This window comes from Saccharothrix carnea (assembly GCF_003014735.1).
GTDB lineage: Bacteria > Actinomycetota > Actinomycetes > Mycobacteriales > Pseudonocardiaceae > Actinosynnema > Actinosynnema carneum.
Window position 1 is genome coordinate 177,213 of sequence record NZ_PYAX01000010.1, and the last position, 16,010, is coordinate 193,222.

Genomic DNA, 16,010 nt, shown 5'->3' on the forward strand with positions numbered 1-16,010 from the left:
GGCTCCTCGCGGACGTCAACCTCCCGGGCGGCTAGTCTCGGCCGTCCAGGACGCGAAGGAGGCGGCGTTGACGTCGCGGCAGGTCACGCTGGCGGAGGTGGCGAAGGAAGCGGGCGTGTCGCTCGCGACCGCGTCACGCGTGCTCAACGGCAGCACCCGGCAGGTCAGCGAGGAGCTGCGGGAGCGGGTGCTCGGCACCGCGCGCCGGCTCGGCTACCTGCCCAACGCCTCCGCGCAGGCGCTGGCGCGCAACTCCAGCGTGCTGGTCGGCCTGGTCGTGCACGACATCGCCGACCCCTACTTCTCCAGCATCGCCGCCGGTGTGACGAGGATCGCCGAGAGCGCCGGGCTCGTCGTCGTGCTCGGCACCACCGGCCGCGACCCGCGCCGCGAGGTGGAGCTGGTGAACACGCTGCGCGCCCACCGCGCCCGTGCCCTGGTGATCGCGGGCAGCCGCACCACCGACCGGTCGGCGTCACGGCGCCTGGCCGAGGAGATCACCGCGTTCACCGCGCAGGGCGGCCGGGTGGCGTGCGTCTCCCAGGCCAAGCTCGGCACGGACACCGTAGTGCCCGCGAACCGGTCCGGCGCACGCGCCCTGGCCCGCGGGCTGGCCGCGCTCGGCCACCGCCGGTTCGCCGTGCTGGCCGGGCCGCCGGACCTGCTGGTGGCGCGCGACCGGCTGGCCGGGTTCAAGGCGGGCCTGGCCGACGAAGGGCTGGAGCTGCCCGACGGATGCGTCATCACCAGCGACTTCACCCGGGACGGCGGGCACGCCGCGGTGGCCGACCTGATCGCCGCGCGCACCGGCGCGACCTGCGTGTTCGCCGTGAACGACGTGATGGCGATGGGTGCGATGGCGGCCCTGCGGGACCACGGCCTGAGGGTGCCGGAGGACGTCTCGGTGGCCGGGTTCGACGACATCCCCACCCTCCGCGACCTGGTGCCGGCACTGAGCACGGTGCGGCTGCCGCTGGAGGACATGGGCGAGCGGGCGGCACGGCTGGTGCTCGACGACGTGGTCGCCCCGCCGCGCACGGTCCGGGTGGCGGGCGAGGTGGTGCTGCGGGCGTCCACTGCGCATCCCAGCGGTATCGGACTGCGCTGACCGGCGGTTACGCTCTATTCTGGACACCGTTCGACCACCCCTCACGAGGAGTGATCCCAAGCCGTGCGCGACGCGCAGTCCCCGGGCTGCAGTACCGAGCCGGGTCCGATACCCGGCTGCCTGCCCCGCCCCGCCCACCCCGGGTGGGCCCCATGACCATCCTGCTCAGCCTGCTCGGCCTCGCCGCCGTGGTGCTGCTCACCATCGGCACGTTCATCGCGGTCGCCGCCGAGTTCTCCCTGACCGCCCTGGAACGCAGCACGGTCGAGGCGCACGTCGCCCAAGTGGGTGACTCCAAGGCGCGGACCGTGGAGAAGGCGCACCGGTCGCTGTCGTTCCAGCTCTCCGGCTCCCAGTTGGCGATCACGATCACCACGCTGATCACCGGCTACATCGCCGAGCCCGCCATCGCCGAGCTCATCTCGCCCGCGCTGACCGGCGTCGGCGTGCCCGCGTCGGCGGCCGGCCCGATCGCGTTGACGCTGGCGCTGGCGCTGGCCACGTCGCTGTCGATGGTGTTCGGCGAGCTGGTGCCGAAGAACCTGGCCATCGCCAAGCCGCTGGAGACCGCACGTGCCGTCGCGGGCGTGCAGGCCGGGTTCTCGGCCGTGTTCAAGTGGCTGATCACCGCCCTGAACGGCACCGCGAACTGGCTGGTGCGCAGGCTCGGCGTCGAGCCCGCCGAGGAGCTGGCGTCGGCCCGCTCGCCGCAGGAGCTGGGCGCGTTGATCCGCTCCAGCGCCGAGCAGGGCACCCTCGACCCGAGCACCGCGACCCTGCTGGACCGCTCGCTGCGCTTCGGCGACCGCACCGCGGAGGAGCTGATGACGCCGCGCGTGCGGGTCGAGTCGCTGCGCTCGGACGCGACCGTGCTCGACCTGGTGGCGAAGGCGCGCGAGACCGGGTTCTCCCGGTTCCCCGTCTACACCGGCGACCTGGACGAGGTGCGCGGCATCGTGCACGTCAAGCAGGCGTTCGGGGTGCCGCGGTCGCAGCGGGCGACCACGCCGGTGTCGGCGCTGACCAGGCCGGTGCAGACGGTGCCCGCGACGCTGGAGGGCGACGCGCTGCTGGACCGGCTGCGCGCCTCGGGTCTGCAGACGGCGCTGGTCGTCGACGAGTACGGCGGCACGGCGGGCCTGGTCACGTTGGAGGACGTGGTCGAGGAGATCGTCGGCGACGTGCGCGACGAGCACGACCGGCGGGAGACCTCGCCGGTGCGCAGGCTCGGCGGCGAGGCGTGGCTGGTGTCGGGGCTTCTGCGCGACGACGAGATCGCGGAGGCGACGGGGTTCCGGATGCCCGAGGGCGACTACGAGACCGTGGCGGGGCTGGTGCTGGCCCGGCTGGGCCGCATCCCCGACGCCGGTGACGAGATCCGGGTGGACGACTGGCGGATCACGGTGGTGCAGATGGACCGGCACCGGGTGGCGGAGCTGCGGGTGGCCCGGGTCGACACCTCGGGGGTGGCGCGATGATCGTGCTGGTGATCCTGCTGCTCCTGGCGGGCAACGCGTTCTTCGTCGGCGCCGAGTTCGCCATCATCACCGCCCGGCGCGACCGGCTGGAGGCGTTGGCCGAGCAGGGCAGCGCCGGGGCGCGCACGGTGCTCAAGGCGGGCCGTGAGCTGCCGCTGCTGATCGCGGGTGCGCAGCTCGGCATCACGCTGTGCTCGCTGGGGCTGGGCGCGTTGGGCGAGCCCGCGGTGGCGGCGATGCTGGAGGCGCCGTTCCACGGCGTCGGCATCCCGGACGCGGTGCGGCACGGCGTGGCGTTCGCGATCGCGTTGATCATCGTCGTGGCGCTGCACACCGTGCTGGGCGAGATGGTGCCGAAGAACCTGGCCATCGCGGGCCCCGAGCGCACCGCGCTGCTGCTGGTGCCCGCACACCTGTGGTTCTGCCGGCTGGTGGCGCCGCTGCTGCGCGGGTTCACCGTGGTGTCGACGGCGGTGTTGAAGCTCGTCGGCGTGACGCCCCGCGACGAGCTGGAGTCGGCCTACACCCGCGACGAGCTGGCCCTGCTGATCGGGCAGTCGCGGCAGGAGGGCCTGCTGGAGGACTCCGAGCACCGGCGGCTGACGCAGACGCTGTCGTCGGCGGAGCGGACCGTGGCCGACGTGCTGGTGCCGTTGGACCGGATCACGTCCGTGCCGTCGCGGCCCACCATGGAGCAGGTGGAGGCCGCCGTGTCGGCCACCGGCTTCTCCCGGTTCCCGGTGCGCGAGGACGACCGGCTGATCGGCTACCTGCACGTGAAGGACGTGCTGGACCTGGCGGACGCCGACCCGTCCACGCGGGTGCCGCCGAGCCGGGTGCGCGGCCTGCCGCGGGTGCCGGTGGACGCGAGCCTGGACGACGCGGTGGCGGCGCTGCGGCGCTCGCAGAGCCACCTGGCGCAAGCCGTGTCGGCGGAGGGCGTCGTACGAGGGCTGGTGGCGTTGGAGGACCTGGTCGAGGAGTACGTGGGCACCGTCCGTGACGGCACCCACGTGCGGCGCGAGCTGTGAGCGGTGGTGCGGGTGCCGTGCCGACGACACCCGCACCACCTCGTCACCTCAGGACGCGGGCCGCACCGCGGGCAGGCTCACCAGCTCCCGCTCGACCGGCGGCGGCACGCTGACCAGCTCCAGGTCCCGGTCGGCGGCGCGGTCGAGCGCGGCCACGATCCACGCCTCGAAGTCGGCGTTGGCGGCCATCGCCGCGCGCCGCCACCGGTCCACCGCCTCACCGGCCGCGGTGACCCTCGGCATCACCGCGCGCAACGACTTCGAGCCGGGGTCGCGGCTCTCCCGCAGCGCCCGCCGCAGCGCCGTGCGCGACCAGCCCTCCCGCTCGGCGCGGTCGAGCCACTGGTCCTGCTCGGCGGGCGGTAGAGCCGCGACCTCGGCGTGGTGCTGGAACGGCAGTCCCGGACGGCGCCGCGACGCCTCGAACTTGCGCGCGATCCAGGCGTAGTTGCGCAACGTCTGGTAGTCGAGCCCCACAGCTTCGACCGCCCGGCGGTAGCGCTCGGTGTACTTGTCCTGGCCGAAGACGAGCCAGTCACCCAGGTACCACGCCGACGAGCTGGCGATGCGCGAGATCCGCTGCCCGGCCTGCTCCCAGGTCTCGAACGTGACGTCCCGCGGGAACGCCAGCCCCACCGGCGTGGTGAGGATCCGGCCTTCCACCGCGCCACCGGGACGACGGCGCGGCACTGCGTTCACCTTGTCCACTTGCTCCCCCTGATCCGCTTTGGGTGTCCTTGCTACCCCAGGGGTCCTCACACACCGGTCAACTTCCGCTCACACCGGGAACCGGTCCGGCCCGGCGACCGAGAACCCGATCCGGCCCGGCGGCGGATAACAGGTGACCGCCCTTCACCGGGAACCAGCCGGAAAGGCCACCATGACACGCACCGACGCCGAGATCATCGAACGGTCGCGGCACGAGCCGGACGCCTTCGCGGCGCTCTTCGACCGGCACGCGCCGCACATCCGGCGGTACCTCGCGCGCAGGCTCGGCGACCAGGTCGCGGACGACCTCGTCGCCGAGACGTTCCTCACCGCGTTCGACAAGCGGCAGCGCTACGACCGGGCCAGGCCGGACGCCCGGCCGTGGCTGTACGGCATCGCCACCAACCTCGTCGGGCGGCACCGCAGGCAGGAAGCGCGCCGTTACCGGGAGTGCGCGGCGGAGAACGCCGAGCAGGACCACGCCGACCACGCCGACCGCGTCGCCACCGAGGTGACGGCGCGGGCCGTGCGGTCGCTGCTGACCGGCGCGCTGGACGGGCTGTCCGCCGAGGACCGGGACGTGCTGCTGCTCGTGGCGTGGGAACAGCTGAGCTACGAGGAGGTCGCGGCGGCGCTGGCGATCCCCGTCGGCACGGTCCGGTCCCGGCTGCACCGGGCCCGGCGCAAGGTCAGGGACGCGTTGGGCGGGCAGAACCCCACCGAGGTCGAGGAGTTGCTGAACAATGGATGAGCTGCGGTTGCTGCGCGCACTGGGTGACGAGACGCCCTTGCCCGACGAGGCGTCGCTGGCGCCCGTGCGGGCGAACGTCCTGGCCGGCCTCGCCCGACGCCGGCGACCGCGTCGGCGGTTCGCGCTGGTCGGCGCGTCGGCGATCGGCTTGGCAGCTGCCGTGGCGGCGGCCGTCACGCTCTTGCCGACATCACCGCCCGCACCGACAGTGCCGGGTGGCCAGGCCCAGTCGCCGCCGACGTCGGCCGTGGCACCCGTCACCGATGCCGTGCGGCTGCTGAACTTCGCCGCCGAGGCGGCCCGCGCCGAACCGGCCGTGAACCCGCGCCCGGACCAGTTCGTCTACACCCGCAGCAGCGTCGACTCCAACGGCGGCGCGCCGCGGGAGATCTGGCTGTCGGTCGACGGCACCCGCGACGGCGTCCTGTACGACCACGGCCTGCGGATCCCGCTGGCCGGGTGCAAGGACGGGAAGGCCGTGGTGATCAAGGGCGACCGGGTGGTGCCCGGCCTCACCGACGACTGCGAGCCGCACCCCGCCTACCGGTCGGACCTGCCGACCGACGTCGACGGGATGCTCGCCTACCTCGACGCCAACGCCAGTGGCAGCGAGCCCGGGAACGTCAACTCGCGGGGCAAGGACGTGCTGAGGCTGATCAACGAGTCGATGGTCCCGTCCGCGGCCAGGGCGGCGCTGTACGAGGCTGCCGCGCGCGTGCCGGGGCTGTCGGTGGTGCCGGACGCCCGTGACGCGGCGGGCAGGCCGGGGCTGGGCATCACCTGGCCCCCTCCGGCCGGGTCGGAGGCGGACGCCGAGCCGGTGGTGATCGTGTTCGACCCGACCACCTACGAACTGCTCGGCACGACCTTCCACGCGATCGAGGCGCAGGCCGTGGTGGACCAGCCGGGCCAACGGCCCTGAGGGTCGTGGGTGGGACCGGTCCGCCGGCGCGCGGCCGGTCCCACCCGACTACGGTTGGTCACGTGGATCCGCGTGAGGATGACGACGGCGAGGACGACTTCGACCCGGAAGAGGACGAGGACGGGTTCGACGAGGACGGGTTCGACGACGATGACGTCGAGGACGAGGACGACCTGTTCGGCGTGACCTCCGAACCCCGCACCATCTGCCACCTGTGCGGTGGCGCGGGTTTCATCGCCAACCCGATGTCCGCGGTGATCGGCGGCGCCCCCCGAACCGTCGACAACGGCCGCGAGTGCCCGCACTGCGTAGGCGCCCGCAAGTTCCCAGGCCTGATCCCACCGCTCTGACTCCCGGAGCGCTCCGACTCTCCTGGGTCACCGGTTCGCGGCAACCACCTCGGCCTCGCGGAACGCTTGAGGTGACAGGCCCAGCCAGGCCGTGATCAGGGCGCCCACCTGGACCAGGGCTCCCATCACCCACACCGCGCGCAGGCCGAACCCGGCCGCCACGAAACCGCCGGCCAGCGCACCCAACGGCGTCAGTCCCCAAGCCAGCGCCCGGTGGCTGGTCAGCACCCTCCCCAACAGCGCGGGAGGGGTGAAGCGTTGGCGGCTGGATTGGGAGCAGACGTTCCACACCAGCACGATCGCCGACTGGCCGAACATCAACAACCCGACCGCCCACGCCCACGGCGGCAGCACCGCGAACAGGCCCACCGTCACCACCATGCCCACCTGGGCGAGCCGCATCGACCACGCGTAACCCAGCCGGTCCACGACCCAGCCCACCACGAACGACGACGCCACCCACCCGGCCGCCGTCACCGCCAGCATCACGCCGTACCCGACCGAGCCCAGCCCCAGCAGTTCCTTCGCGTACAGCACGAACATCGCCATCGTCGCGCTCGCCGCGAACGACCCGAGCGCCACCGCCACCGTGATCGACAGCAACAGCCGCGTGCGGACCAGGAACCTCAGCCCTTCCGCGATGTCCCGCAACGGGTGCTTGGTCGACGGTGTCGCCGGAGCCGAGCGCAGCCCTCTCACCAGCACCAACGCCACCAAAGCCGCCACCACGGCCACCCACGCGGGCGTCCCGAGGCCGAACGCCACCAGGAACCCCGCCGCCGGTGGCACGGCGAACTGCACCACGCCCCGGTCGATCACCATCAGCCGCGTGTTCGCCCTCGCCAACCCGCCCGGCTCCACCACCTCCGGCACCAGCGCGCCGCTCGCGCCGTCACCGAGTACCTGAGCCGACGTCACCACGAACGCCACGACCACCAGCAACGGCAGGCTCAACGAGTCCGTCACGCCCGCCACCGCGAGCGCCAAGGCCGCGCTCGCCTGCACCGCGTACGCCGACGCCAGCACGGCGGTCCGCCGCACCCGGTCGATCAGCACGCCCGCGAACAGCGAGAACACCAGCCACGGCGCCTGGCCCACCACGTTGACCAGCGACAGCTGCCGCGGGTCCGAGGTGATCGTCGCCGCGATCCACGGCAACACCGACAACATCAGCCCTTCGGCCACCGAACCCGACACCGCGACGGCCTGCAGCCGCACCCACCCCCTGGACATGGTCCACACCCTGCCAACAAGGACTGGCGGCGACGGACGTTTTAGCGTGGAGTGAACTCATGGCTCTCCGCTTCGCCGTCTCGCCGCTCTGGGAGACGATCGCCGGCCTGCGCCCTCTGCTACCCCGCGCACGGTTTCGGCTCCCTCTGGGAACGGTCGGACGCCCCCACCAACGACGCGCTGGCCCGCCTGGTCGGCCAGACCCGCGCCCGCCTGCTGTGCGAGCTGGAACGCCCCAGCACGGTCACCGAACTGGCCACCCGGCTCGGCGTCACGGTGGGCGCGGTGTCCCAGCACCTGGGTGTGCTGCGGGCAGCGGGTCTCGCGGTCAGCCGCCGTGAGGGGCGCGAGGTGGTGTCGTTGCGCACCGGGCTCGGGTTGGCGCTGGTCCGGGGCGAAGTACCCTGATGACGTGGGGGTCGTTCTGTCCGAAGCCGAGTGGACCGCGCGCCGGGACGCGCACGCGGACCGGGTGCGGCGCTGGACCGGGCCGCACCACGAGCGCAAGGCCACCGGCCGCAAGCACCCGGTGCTGGACTTCCTGTTCTCCTACTACTCGCACCGCCCGTCACGGCTGGAGCGCTGGCACCCCGGCCCGGGCGTCGTCCTCGAAGGCGACGCGGCGCTCGCCTACCTCAAGTGGCCGGTCTACCGGCGCACCGCGGACGGCGTGACGCTGGACGTCGAGGCGTTCGCGCGGGACCGGGCCAACACGATCGGGTTCGCCGGGCGGTTGCTCACCGCGACCGCGGGCCGGGCGCCCCGGCTCGGCTGCTTCGGGCTGCACGAGTGGGCGATGGTCTACCGGCAGCGGCCGGAGCAGGTGCGGCACAACGCGTGGCCGTTGCGGCTGGGCAGCGAGGGCACCGACCGGGTGGTGGAGTCGCAGCGGGTGCAGTGCGGTCACTTCGACGCGTTCCGCTTCTTCACCCCGGACGCACGGCCGCTCAACGCGGTGCAGCCGACCCGCGAGACCCAGGCCGACCTCGAACAACCCGGCTGCCTGCACGCGAACATGGACTTGTTCAAGTGGGCCTACAAGCTGGACCCGGCGACACCGTCTGAGCTGGTCGCGGACTGCTTCGAGCTGGCCGCGCGGATCCGTGAGCTGGACATGCGGGCCAGCCCGTACGACCTGGCGGACCTCGGCTACGAGCCGGTGCGGATCGAGACCGCCGAGGGCCGGGCCGAGTACGCCCGGCAGCAGAGCGCGTTCGCCGAGGCCGCCAGGCCGCTGAGAGCCCGGCTGATCGAGCTGACCGAGGTGCTGACGGCGTCCCCCGTCGCCGCTCGATGACCTGGAGTGACTTCACCCGATTCGCAGACGTCACCTGTTAGCGTGACGCCGGTCGGGATTCGCCAGCCGTATCCGGTCGGACGCTGAGAGGAAGACGATGTCTCGACACCGCGCGCTGCGGACGAAGGTGCGGCGCGGCATCGCGACGTGGCCCGTGGCCATCGTCGGCTTGGTGGTCCTCCTCGTGCTCGGGTGGCTCGGCTGGAGCTGGGTCGGCGGCCTCGTGGAACGCCGTGCCGCGGCGCAGGCGGGCGACTGCAACGAGGGCGAGGCGCTGCTCCGGATCGCCTCGACGCCCAGCGTCGCCGAGGCCGTCAAGCAGGTCGCCGAGGCGTGGAGCAGGCAGCGGCCCGTCGTCTACGACCACTGCATCCAGATCGAGGTGCAGTCGATCGACTCCGAGGTCGTCCTCGGTGGGCTGACCCAGGGCTGGGACACCGCCGAGATCGGCGAGCGCCCGCACGCGTGGGTGACCGACTCGATGCTGTGGGCCGACCGGCTCGGCGCGCAGAACGCCGCCCTGCTCGGCGGCGTCCCCGAGTCGATCGCGGCCAGCCCCGTGCTGCTCGCCCTGCACCAGGAACCCGCGCAGGCGGTGCAGTCCGGTGCCGGGTTCCGCTGGACCGACCTGCCGGACCTCGCGGGCGCGGCGGACGGCTGGGGCCGGTTCGGGCACCCCGAGTGGGGCCGGTTCACCGTCGCCATGCCCGACCCGGCGACGAACGCGGCCAGCGCGATGGCCGTGCAGTCGGCGCTGGCGGGCGCGAGCCCCGAGGGCAAGGGGCCGGTCACCGTCGAGATGCTGGCGCTGGAACCGGTGAAGGACACGATGAGCCGGTTGTCGTCGTCCAAGCCCGCGCAGACGCCCGCGACCACGTGGGAGGCGATGAAGCTGCTCGCCGACGACACCGCGGTCAACGCGGCCGGGTTCAGCGCGGTGCCGGTGTTCGAGGTGGACCTGTACCGGCACAACACCGGCAAGGACAGCGGCACGCCGCCGTCGCAGCCGCTGTACGGGGTGGCGGCGGGCGGGCCGACGCCGATCGCGGACTTCCCGTTCGTGCCGCTGGCCGGTGACTGGGTCGGTGAGGCGCAGGTGCGCGCGGCGCAGGCGTTCCGCGAGTTCCTGCGCGAGGCCGACCAGCAGAAGATCCTGGCCGGCGCGGGCCTGCGGGTGGAGGCCACGACCGAGCGGCCCAAGCCGTCGCCCGGTATCCGGTGGGCCGCCGTCACGGACACGCTCGCGCCCGCCGACGCGAACACGACCCAGCAGATCTCGGCCGCGTGGGCGACCGCGGGTGACGGCCAGGTCGTCACCGTGCTGGTGGACACGTCGAAGTCGATGGAGGAACCCGGCGGTGAGGGCCGCAGCCGGATGGACTGGGTGAAGCAGGCGCTGTCCGGGCAGGTCAACCGGTCGGTGTCGGGGTCGCTCGGGCTGTGGGAGTTCTCCCACCAGCTCGACGGCGACAAGCCCTACCGGCAGCTCGTGGCCACCGGCCCGGTCGCCGGTCAGCGGCAGGCGCTGCTGGACGGCGTGGGGAAGCTGGAACCGCGCAGCGCGACCCAGCTCTACACCAGCGTGCTCGCGCTGTACGAGCGGATGTCGGCCGACTACCAGGACGGCAAGCGCAACCGGATCGTGGTGCTCACCGATGGCGTGAACGACGGCGGGCTGACGTTCGAGGAGCTGACGTCGCGGCTGGCGTCGGTCAAGCGGGAGGGCAAGGACATCGCGATCAGCGTCATCGCGATCGGCCCCGACCCGGAACGCGCGCCGCTGTCCGAACTGGCCCGTTCCACCGGCGGCACGCTGTCGGTGGTCGAGGACGGCCGGGGTGTCGACGCCGCCCTCGGCCAGCTGCTGTCCGCCGACTAGGGCCGGTCGCGTGCCCGCCCACGACGGCTGCGGCCCGTGGTGACGCCCCGGTCGAAATGCGCCGGACGAAGGAAGTCGCTGCGCCGTTCGACTTGTTGAATTCACAGCCGAAATATTCTGCCCGATAGCGGTTCCAGCCCGTTGATAGGCGACCAATGGTTCCGTACTTTCGAGTGCTTCGACGTCCCTGCACAACGTCGATCTCCCTGCACACGAAAGGACGAACACCTTGCGGAAGTTATTCCTGGCGCCTGCCCTGCTGGCGCTCGTGCTCGCCGTCCTCGTCGCACCGAACTCCCAGGGCTCCCTCGGCGAAGCCCACGCGACCACCGTCCTCGACGTGGCCACCGCGCCCGCCGACGTGCTGACCACCCCGCCCTCGGTGGCGGCGTGGCCCGTGCCGAACGCCCGGACCTACCGGATCCTCAGCTCCTGCTCGCCGTACGCGTCGGCGATCCGCACCGGCGCGCGGGCGTGGGCAGGCCTGACCGAGAGCTCCAGCGGCACCCCGGTCGAGTGCCGCAACGGCTACATCACCGACTGCGGCGGCGGCAGTCGCGTGGTGGGCTGCAACTGGGGCGCGGGCCAGCGGATCGCGCTCTACATGGGCGGCGTGAACGACGACGCCCTCCTGGCCGCCCACGAGTTCGGCCACAACTGGTACGGCCACTCCTCCTACCAGTGCGCCGGCTGGGGCAGCGCGGCGCAGGTGATGGCACCGTCCATCTGCAACTACAGCGGGGCCACCACGATCGACTGACGACCGGGCAGGCGCGTCCCGTTGCCGGGGCGCGCCTCCCTCCGCGTTCAACCCTCGTACACGGCCGCCATCGCCGCGATCCGGGCGATGACCCGGTCACGCAGCTCCGGCGGCTCCAGCACCTCCACCTCGGGACCGAGGCGGAGCAGGTCGACCACCGCGTGGTCCAGGGACTCCACCGGTACGCGGACCGTCGTCCACACACCTTGGGGTTCGACGTCCTTGAGCTCGCGTGCGGCGGCCAGGCCGAGCAGGACCTGGGCGCTGCGCAGCCCGTTCGGCGTCATCCGGACGGTCACGCGCATCGGGTACATCCGCTCCTCGAACCGCGCCGACCAGCCCGCCCAGTACTCGGCCAGGTCGAACCCCTCGGGCCGGTCGAACGACTCGTCCAGCGCGGTCAGCTCCAGCACCCGGGAGACGCGGTAGGTGCGCAGGTCGTCGGCCCGGGCCACGAGGTACCAGGTGCCCGCCTTGAGCACGAGCCCGAGCGGCTCCACCGTCCGCTCCACCTCGACCTGCGCCCACCGCACGTACCGGATGCGCAGCCGCCGCTGCTGCCACACCGCCTCCGCGATGGCGGCCACGTGCGGTGTGCCCTCGTTGCCGCGGAACCAGCCGGGCGCGTCCAGGTGGAACCTCTCCCGGATCCGCGCCGCCCGCGACCGCAGCTCCGGCGGCAGCGCGGCGAGGACCTTGAGCTGCGCCGCGGCCACCACGGCGCCCAGCCCGAGCTCCGCCGCCGGCCCCGGCATGCCCGCCAGGAACAACGAGTCGGCCTCCTCGGTGGTCAGCCCGGTGAGCCGGGTGCGGTACCCGTCGACCAGCCGGTACCCGCCCGCCGGTCCGCGGTCGGCGTAGACCGGGACACCGGAGGCGCCGAGCGCCTCGACGTCGCGGTAGACGGTGCGGACCGAGACCTCCAGCTCGTCCGCCAGCTCCTGCGCCGTCATCCGGCCGCGTGACTGGAGCAGGAGGAGCAGGGACAGCAGCCGGCTCGCGCGCATTCCGCCATCCTGACAGCACTTGTCAGGTATGCCCGGCAAGCTTCGCGGCATGACGACCGCACAGGCCGACGCCGGTATGAAGAGCTGGGACGAGCACACGTGGGACGGCAAGCGCTATGACGAGGTCACCGGCCCGAAGCAGACGACCGGTGGCATGACCGTCGCGTACACCGGTGACCTGGAGGCGGTGGGCGACCAGCGTTTCGTCATGTCGTACCCGGACGACGACTCGTGCGTGTCGACGGGGTACGAGGTCGTCACCGGCACCCTGAACGGCCGCAACGGCAGCTTCGTCCTGCACCACACGGGCGGCTTCCGCGACGGCGTGGCGGACGGGACGTTCACCGTCGTCTCGGCCACCGGCGACCTCGCGGGCCTCACCGGCACGGGCCGCATCACGTGGGCCCGGGGCGAACCGGGCCGGTTCGAGCTGGACTACGACCTGAGCTGACACGCGGGCGGGCCACCCGATCAGTCGGGTGGCCCGCCGTGTCCGTCGCCTGGATCAGCCGCCATAGGCAGAGACCGGCGGGCAGGAGCAGACCAGGTTGCGGTCGCCCTTGGCGCCGTCGATGCGGCGCACCGGGGGCCAGATCTTCGGCGCCGAGGTGCCCGCCGGGAACACCGCCACCTCGCGGCTGTACGGGTGGTCCCACTCGGTCGCGATGGAGGCCGCCGTGTGCGGCGCGTTGCGCAGCGGGTTGTCGTCCACCGGCCACTCGCCCGAGCCGACGCGGTCGATCTCGTGCTTGATCGCGATCATCGCGTCGATGAACCGGTCGATCTCGCCCAGGTCCTCGCTCTCGGTCGGCTCCACCATGAGCGTGCCCGCCACCGGGAACGACATGGTCGGCGCGTGCAGCCCGTAGTCGGCCAACCGCTTCGCCACGTCGTCCACCGTCACGCCGGTCGCCTTGGTGATCGGCCGCAGGTCGAGGATGCACTCGTGGGCCACGAAACCGCCCTCACCGGTGTAGAGCACCGGGAAGTGCTCGTCCAACCGCCGTGCCACGTAGTTCGCCGCCGCGACGGCGGTGAGGGTGGCGCGGCGGAGGCCGTCCGCGCCCATCATCCGCACGTAGGCCCACGAGATCGGCAGGATCGACGCCGAACCCCACGGCGCGGCGCTGATCGGACCGACACCGGTCGCCGGACCGGCCGCCGGCTGCAACGGGTGGTTCGGCAGGAACGGCGCGAGGTGGGAGCGCACGCCGATCGGCCCGACACCCGGGCCACCGCCGCCGTGCGGGATGCAGAACGTCTTGTGCAGGTTCAGGTGCGACACGTCCGACCCGAACTTGCCGTACTGGGCCAGCCCGATCAGCGCGTTGAGGTTCGCGCCGTCCACGTACACCTGGCCGCCGGCGTCGTGCACCAGCCCGCACACCTCGCGCACGGTGTCCTCGTACACGCCGTGCGTCGACGGGTACGTGATCATGATGGCGGCCAGGTCGTCGCGGTGCGCGTCGATCGTCGAGCGCAGGTGCTCGATGTCCACGTTGCCGTGGTCGTCGCACTTGACCACCACGACCCGCATCCCGGCCATCACGGCGGACGCGGCGTTGGTGCCGTGCGCGCTGGACGGGATCAGGCACACGTCTCGGTGGTCGTCACCGTTGGCGCGGTGGTAGGCGCGGATCGCCAGCAGGCCCGCGAACTCGCCCTGGCTGCCCGCGTTGGGCTGCAACGACACCGCGTCGTACCCGGTGACCTCCGCGAGCCACCGCTCCAGGTCACCGACGATGCTCAGCAGCCCCTCGGCGTCCGACGCGGGCGCGAACGGGTGCAGGTCGGCGAACTCCGGCCACGTGACCGGCTCCATCTCGGCGGTGGCGTTGAGCTTCATCGTGCACGAACCCAGCGGGATCATGCTGCGGTCCAGCGCCACGTCCTTGTCCGACAACGACCGCAGGTAGCGCAGCAGCGCGGTCTCGGAGCGGTGCGAGTGGAACACCGGGTGGGTCAGGTAGTCGCTGGTGCGGCGCAGGTCGGCGCAGATGCCGTCGGCGGTGTCGGCGTCCAGGCCGTCCACGTCGGCGACGGTCACGCCGAACGCCTGCCACACCAGGTGCAGGTGGTCGCGCGTGGTGGTCTCGTCGCACGCGATGGACACCACGTCGTCGTCCACCTGCCACAGGTTCACGCCCAGTTCGCGCGCGGCGGACACGACGGCGGCGGCACGGCCCTCGACACGGGCGCGCACGGTGTCGAAGAACTCGCCGTGCACGATCTCGACGCCGCCCTCCAGCAAGCCGGCGGCCAGCACGGTCGCCATCCGGTGGGCGCGGGTCGCGATCGCCTTCAGGCCCTCCGGCCCGTGGTACACCGCGTACATGGAGGCGATCACCGCGAGCAGGACCTGCGCGGTGCAGATGTTGCTGGTCGCCTTCTCCCGGCGGATGTGCTGCTCACGCGTCTGCAGGGCGAGGCGGTAGGCGAGCGAGCCGTCCGCGTCCACGGACACGCCGACCAGCCGGCCGGGCAGCTGCCGTTCCAGGCCCTGGCGCACGGCCATGTAGCCGGCGTGCGGGCCGCCGAACCCGATCGGCACGCCGAACCGCTGCGTGGTGCCGATGACGACGTCCGCACCGATCTCGCCGGGCGGGCGCAGCAGCGTCAACGCCAGCAGGTCGGCGGCGACCACGGCCTGCGCACCCGCCTTGTGGATCTCCTCGACCACCGACGCGTGGTCGCGCACCACGCCGGACGCGCCCGGGTAGGACAGCAGCACGCCGAAGAAGTCGCCACCCAGGCCGAGCCCCTCGATGCCCTGCGACAGGTCGGCGGTGACGATCTCGATGCCCAGCGGCTCGGCGCGCGTCTCGATGACGGCCAACGTCTGCGGCAGCGTGTCGGCGTCCACCACGAACTTGTTCGACTTCGACCGGCCCGCGCGGCGCACCAGGGTCATCGCCTCGGCGGCGGCGGTGGACTCGTCCAGCATCGAGGCGTTGGCCAGCGGCAGACCGGTCAGGTCGGCGACCATGGTCTGGAAGTTGAGCAGGGCTTCGAGCCGGCCCTGGGAGATCTCCGGCTGGTAGGGCGTGTACGCGGTGTACCAGGCGGGGCTCTCCAGCACGTTGCGGCGGATCACCGGCGGGGTGGTCGTGCCGTAGTAGCCGAGGCCGATCATCTGCGTCATCGGGCGGTTGCGGGCGGCGAGGGCGCGCAGCTCGGCCAGCGCCTCGGTCTCGGTGGCCGGCGCGGGCAGGTCCAGCACCAGGTCGCGCTCGCGGATCGACTCCGGGACGGCGTGCTGCGCCAGTTCCTCCAGCGAGCCGACACCGATCACGTCGAGGATGCGGGCCAGCTCCGCGGGCCGCGGGCCCACGTGCCGGTCGGCGAACGGGGTGCCGTGCTCGAGTGCGGCGAGGGGGATGCGGTCCTGCGTCATCGGTGCTGGCCTCCAGGGCTCCGGACAGACTTCTGCCGTTGCCCTCCCCCTCTGTCTTCTGCCCGACGTCGGGCGCCTGAGAGCTTCACCCG

15 protein-coding genes are annotated in these 16,010 nt (G+C 72.7%); 11 read left to right on the forward strand and 4 right to left on the reverse strand.

What is annotated here, in order from left to right; genetic code table 11:
• Positions 1–67: 67 nt before the first annotated feature.
• The 3 genes from B0I31_RS28195 to B0I31_RS28205 all read left to right on the forward strand — a co-directional run bounded on the left by B0I31_RS28195 (position 68) and on the right by B0I31_RS28205 (position 3,617).
• A complete protein-coding gene (locus B0I31_RS28195) occupies positions 68–1,108 on the forward strand; it encodes a LacI family DNA-binding transcriptional regulator (RefSeq protein ID WP_106618409.1) in 1,041 nt (346 codons plus the stop codon).
• 152 nt (positions 1,109–1,260) lie between these two features.
• Positions 1,261–2,586 (forward strand): hemolysin family protein, encoded by a 1,326-nt coding sequence (locus B0I31_RS28200; protein ID WP_106618410.1) that lies wholly within the window; start codon positions 1,261–1,263, stop codon positions 2,584–2,586.
• Complete coding sequence (locus B0I31_RS28205; protein ID WP_106618411.1) at positions 2,583–3,617, forward strand: hemolysin family protein; 1,035 nt, start codon at positions 2,583–2,585, stop codon at positions 3,615–3,617. Before B0I31_RS28200 ends, B0I31_RS28205 begins: the two co-directional genes overlap by 4 nt.
• A 48-nt stretch (positions 3,618–3,665) precedes the next feature.
• Here the strand turns inward: B0I31_RS28205 and B0I31_RS28210 are convergent, their stop codons facing one another.
• On the reverse strand, positions 3,666–4,316 hold the full coding sequence (locus B0I31_RS28210; RefSeq protein WP_245950500.1) for an LmbU family transcriptional regulator: 651 nt from the start codon (positions 4,314–4,316) through the stop codon (positions 3,666–3,668).
• A 181-nt stretch (positions 4,317–4,497) separates the two neighbouring features.
• Between B0I31_RS28210 and B0I31_RS28215 the strand changes: the two genes are divergently transcribed.
• The 3 genes from B0I31_RS28215 to B0I31_RS28225 all read left to right on the forward strand — a co-directional run bounded on the left by B0I31_RS28215 (position 4,498) and on the right by B0I31_RS28225 (position 6,348).
• Positions 4,498–5,076 carry an RNA polymerase sigma factor gene (locus B0I31_RS28215; protein WP_106618412.1) on the forward strand — a complete coding sequence of 193 codons (579 nt, stop codon included), beginning with the start codon at positions 4,498–4,500 and terminating at the stop codon, positions 5,074–5,076.
• The gene (locus B0I31_RS28220) at positions 5,069–5,998 is read left to right on the forward strand and encodes a CU044_5270 family protein (protein WP_106618413.1); all 930 of its coding nucleotides are present in this window, start codon (positions 5,069–5,071) and stop codon (positions 5,996–5,998) included. Before B0I31_RS28215 ends, B0I31_RS28220 begins: the two co-directional genes overlap by 8 nt.
• Positions 5,999–6,060: 62 nt before the next feature.
• Positions 6,061–6,348 (forward strand): hypothetical protein, encoded by a 288-nt coding sequence (locus B0I31_RS28225; protein WP_106618414.1) that lies wholly within the window; start codon positions 6,061–6,063, stop codon positions 6,346–6,348.
• A gap of 27 nt (positions 6,349–6,375) precedes the next feature.
• On the opposite strand, the gene B0I31_RS28230 is transcribed toward B0I31_RS28225, so the two are convergent.
• Complete coding sequence (locus B0I31_RS28230; protein WP_106618535.1) at positions 6,376–7,581, reverse strand: MFS transporter; 1,206 nt, start codon at positions 7,579–7,581, stop codon at positions 6,376–6,378.
• 51 nt (positions 7,582–7,632) lie between these two features.
• Between B0I31_RS28230 and B0I31_RS28235 the strand changes: the two genes are divergently transcribed.
• From B0I31_RS28235 to B0I31_RS28250, 4 genes are all read left to right on the forward strand, one after another.
• The gene (locus B0I31_RS28235; protein WP_245950502.1) at positions 7,633–7,989 is read left to right on the forward strand and encodes an ArsR/SmtB family transcription factor; all 357 of its coding nucleotides are present in this window, start codon (positions 7,633–7,635) and stop codon (positions 7,987–7,989) included.
• A gap of 4 nt (positions 7,990–7,993) precedes the next feature.
• Complete coding sequence (locus B0I31_RS28240) at positions 7,994–8,878, forward strand: 3-methyladenine DNA glycosylase (protein ID WP_106618415.1); 885 nt, start codon at positions 7,994–7,996, stop codon at positions 8,876–8,878.
• 97 nt (positions 8,879–8,975) lie between these two features.
• On the forward strand, positions 8,976–10,757 hold the full coding sequence (locus B0I31_RS28245; RefSeq protein ID WP_106618416.1) for a substrate-binding domain-containing protein: 1,782 nt from the start codon (positions 8,976–8,978) through the stop codon (positions 10,755–10,757).
• Positions 10,758–10,986: 229 nt separating this feature from the next.
• On the forward strand, positions 10,987–11,517 hold the full coding sequence (locus B0I31_RS28250) for a hypothetical protein (protein WP_106618417.1): 531 nt from the start codon (positions 10,987–10,989) through the stop codon (positions 11,515–11,517).
• A gap of 47 nt (positions 11,518–11,564) precedes the next feature.
• On the opposite strand, the gene B0I31_RS28255 is transcribed toward B0I31_RS28250, so the two are convergent.
• On the reverse strand, positions 11,565–12,524 hold the full coding sequence (locus tag B0I31_RS28255) for a helix-turn-helix transcriptional regulator (protein ID WP_106618418.1): 960 nt from the start codon (positions 12,522–12,524) through the stop codon (positions 11,565–11,567).
• A 49-nt stretch (positions 12,525–12,573) separates the two neighbouring features.
• On the opposite strand from B0I31_RS28255, the gene B0I31_RS28260 reads away from it, so the two are divergent.
• On the forward strand, positions 12,574–12,975 hold the full coding sequence (locus B0I31_RS28260; RefSeq protein WP_219910834.1) for a DUF3224 domain-containing protein: 402 nt from the start codon (positions 12,574–12,576) through the stop codon (positions 12,973–12,975).
• A 54-nt stretch (positions 12,976–13,029) separates the two neighbouring features.
• On the opposite strand, the gene gcvP is transcribed toward B0I31_RS28260, so the two are convergent.
• Entirely contained in the window at positions 13,030–15,918 is a 2,889-nt protein-coding gene (gene gcvP / locus B0I31_RS28265) for an aminomethyl-transferring glycine dehydrogenase (RefSeq protein WP_106618419.1), read from the reverse strand.
• Positions 15,919–16,010 lie beyond the last annotated feature (92 nt).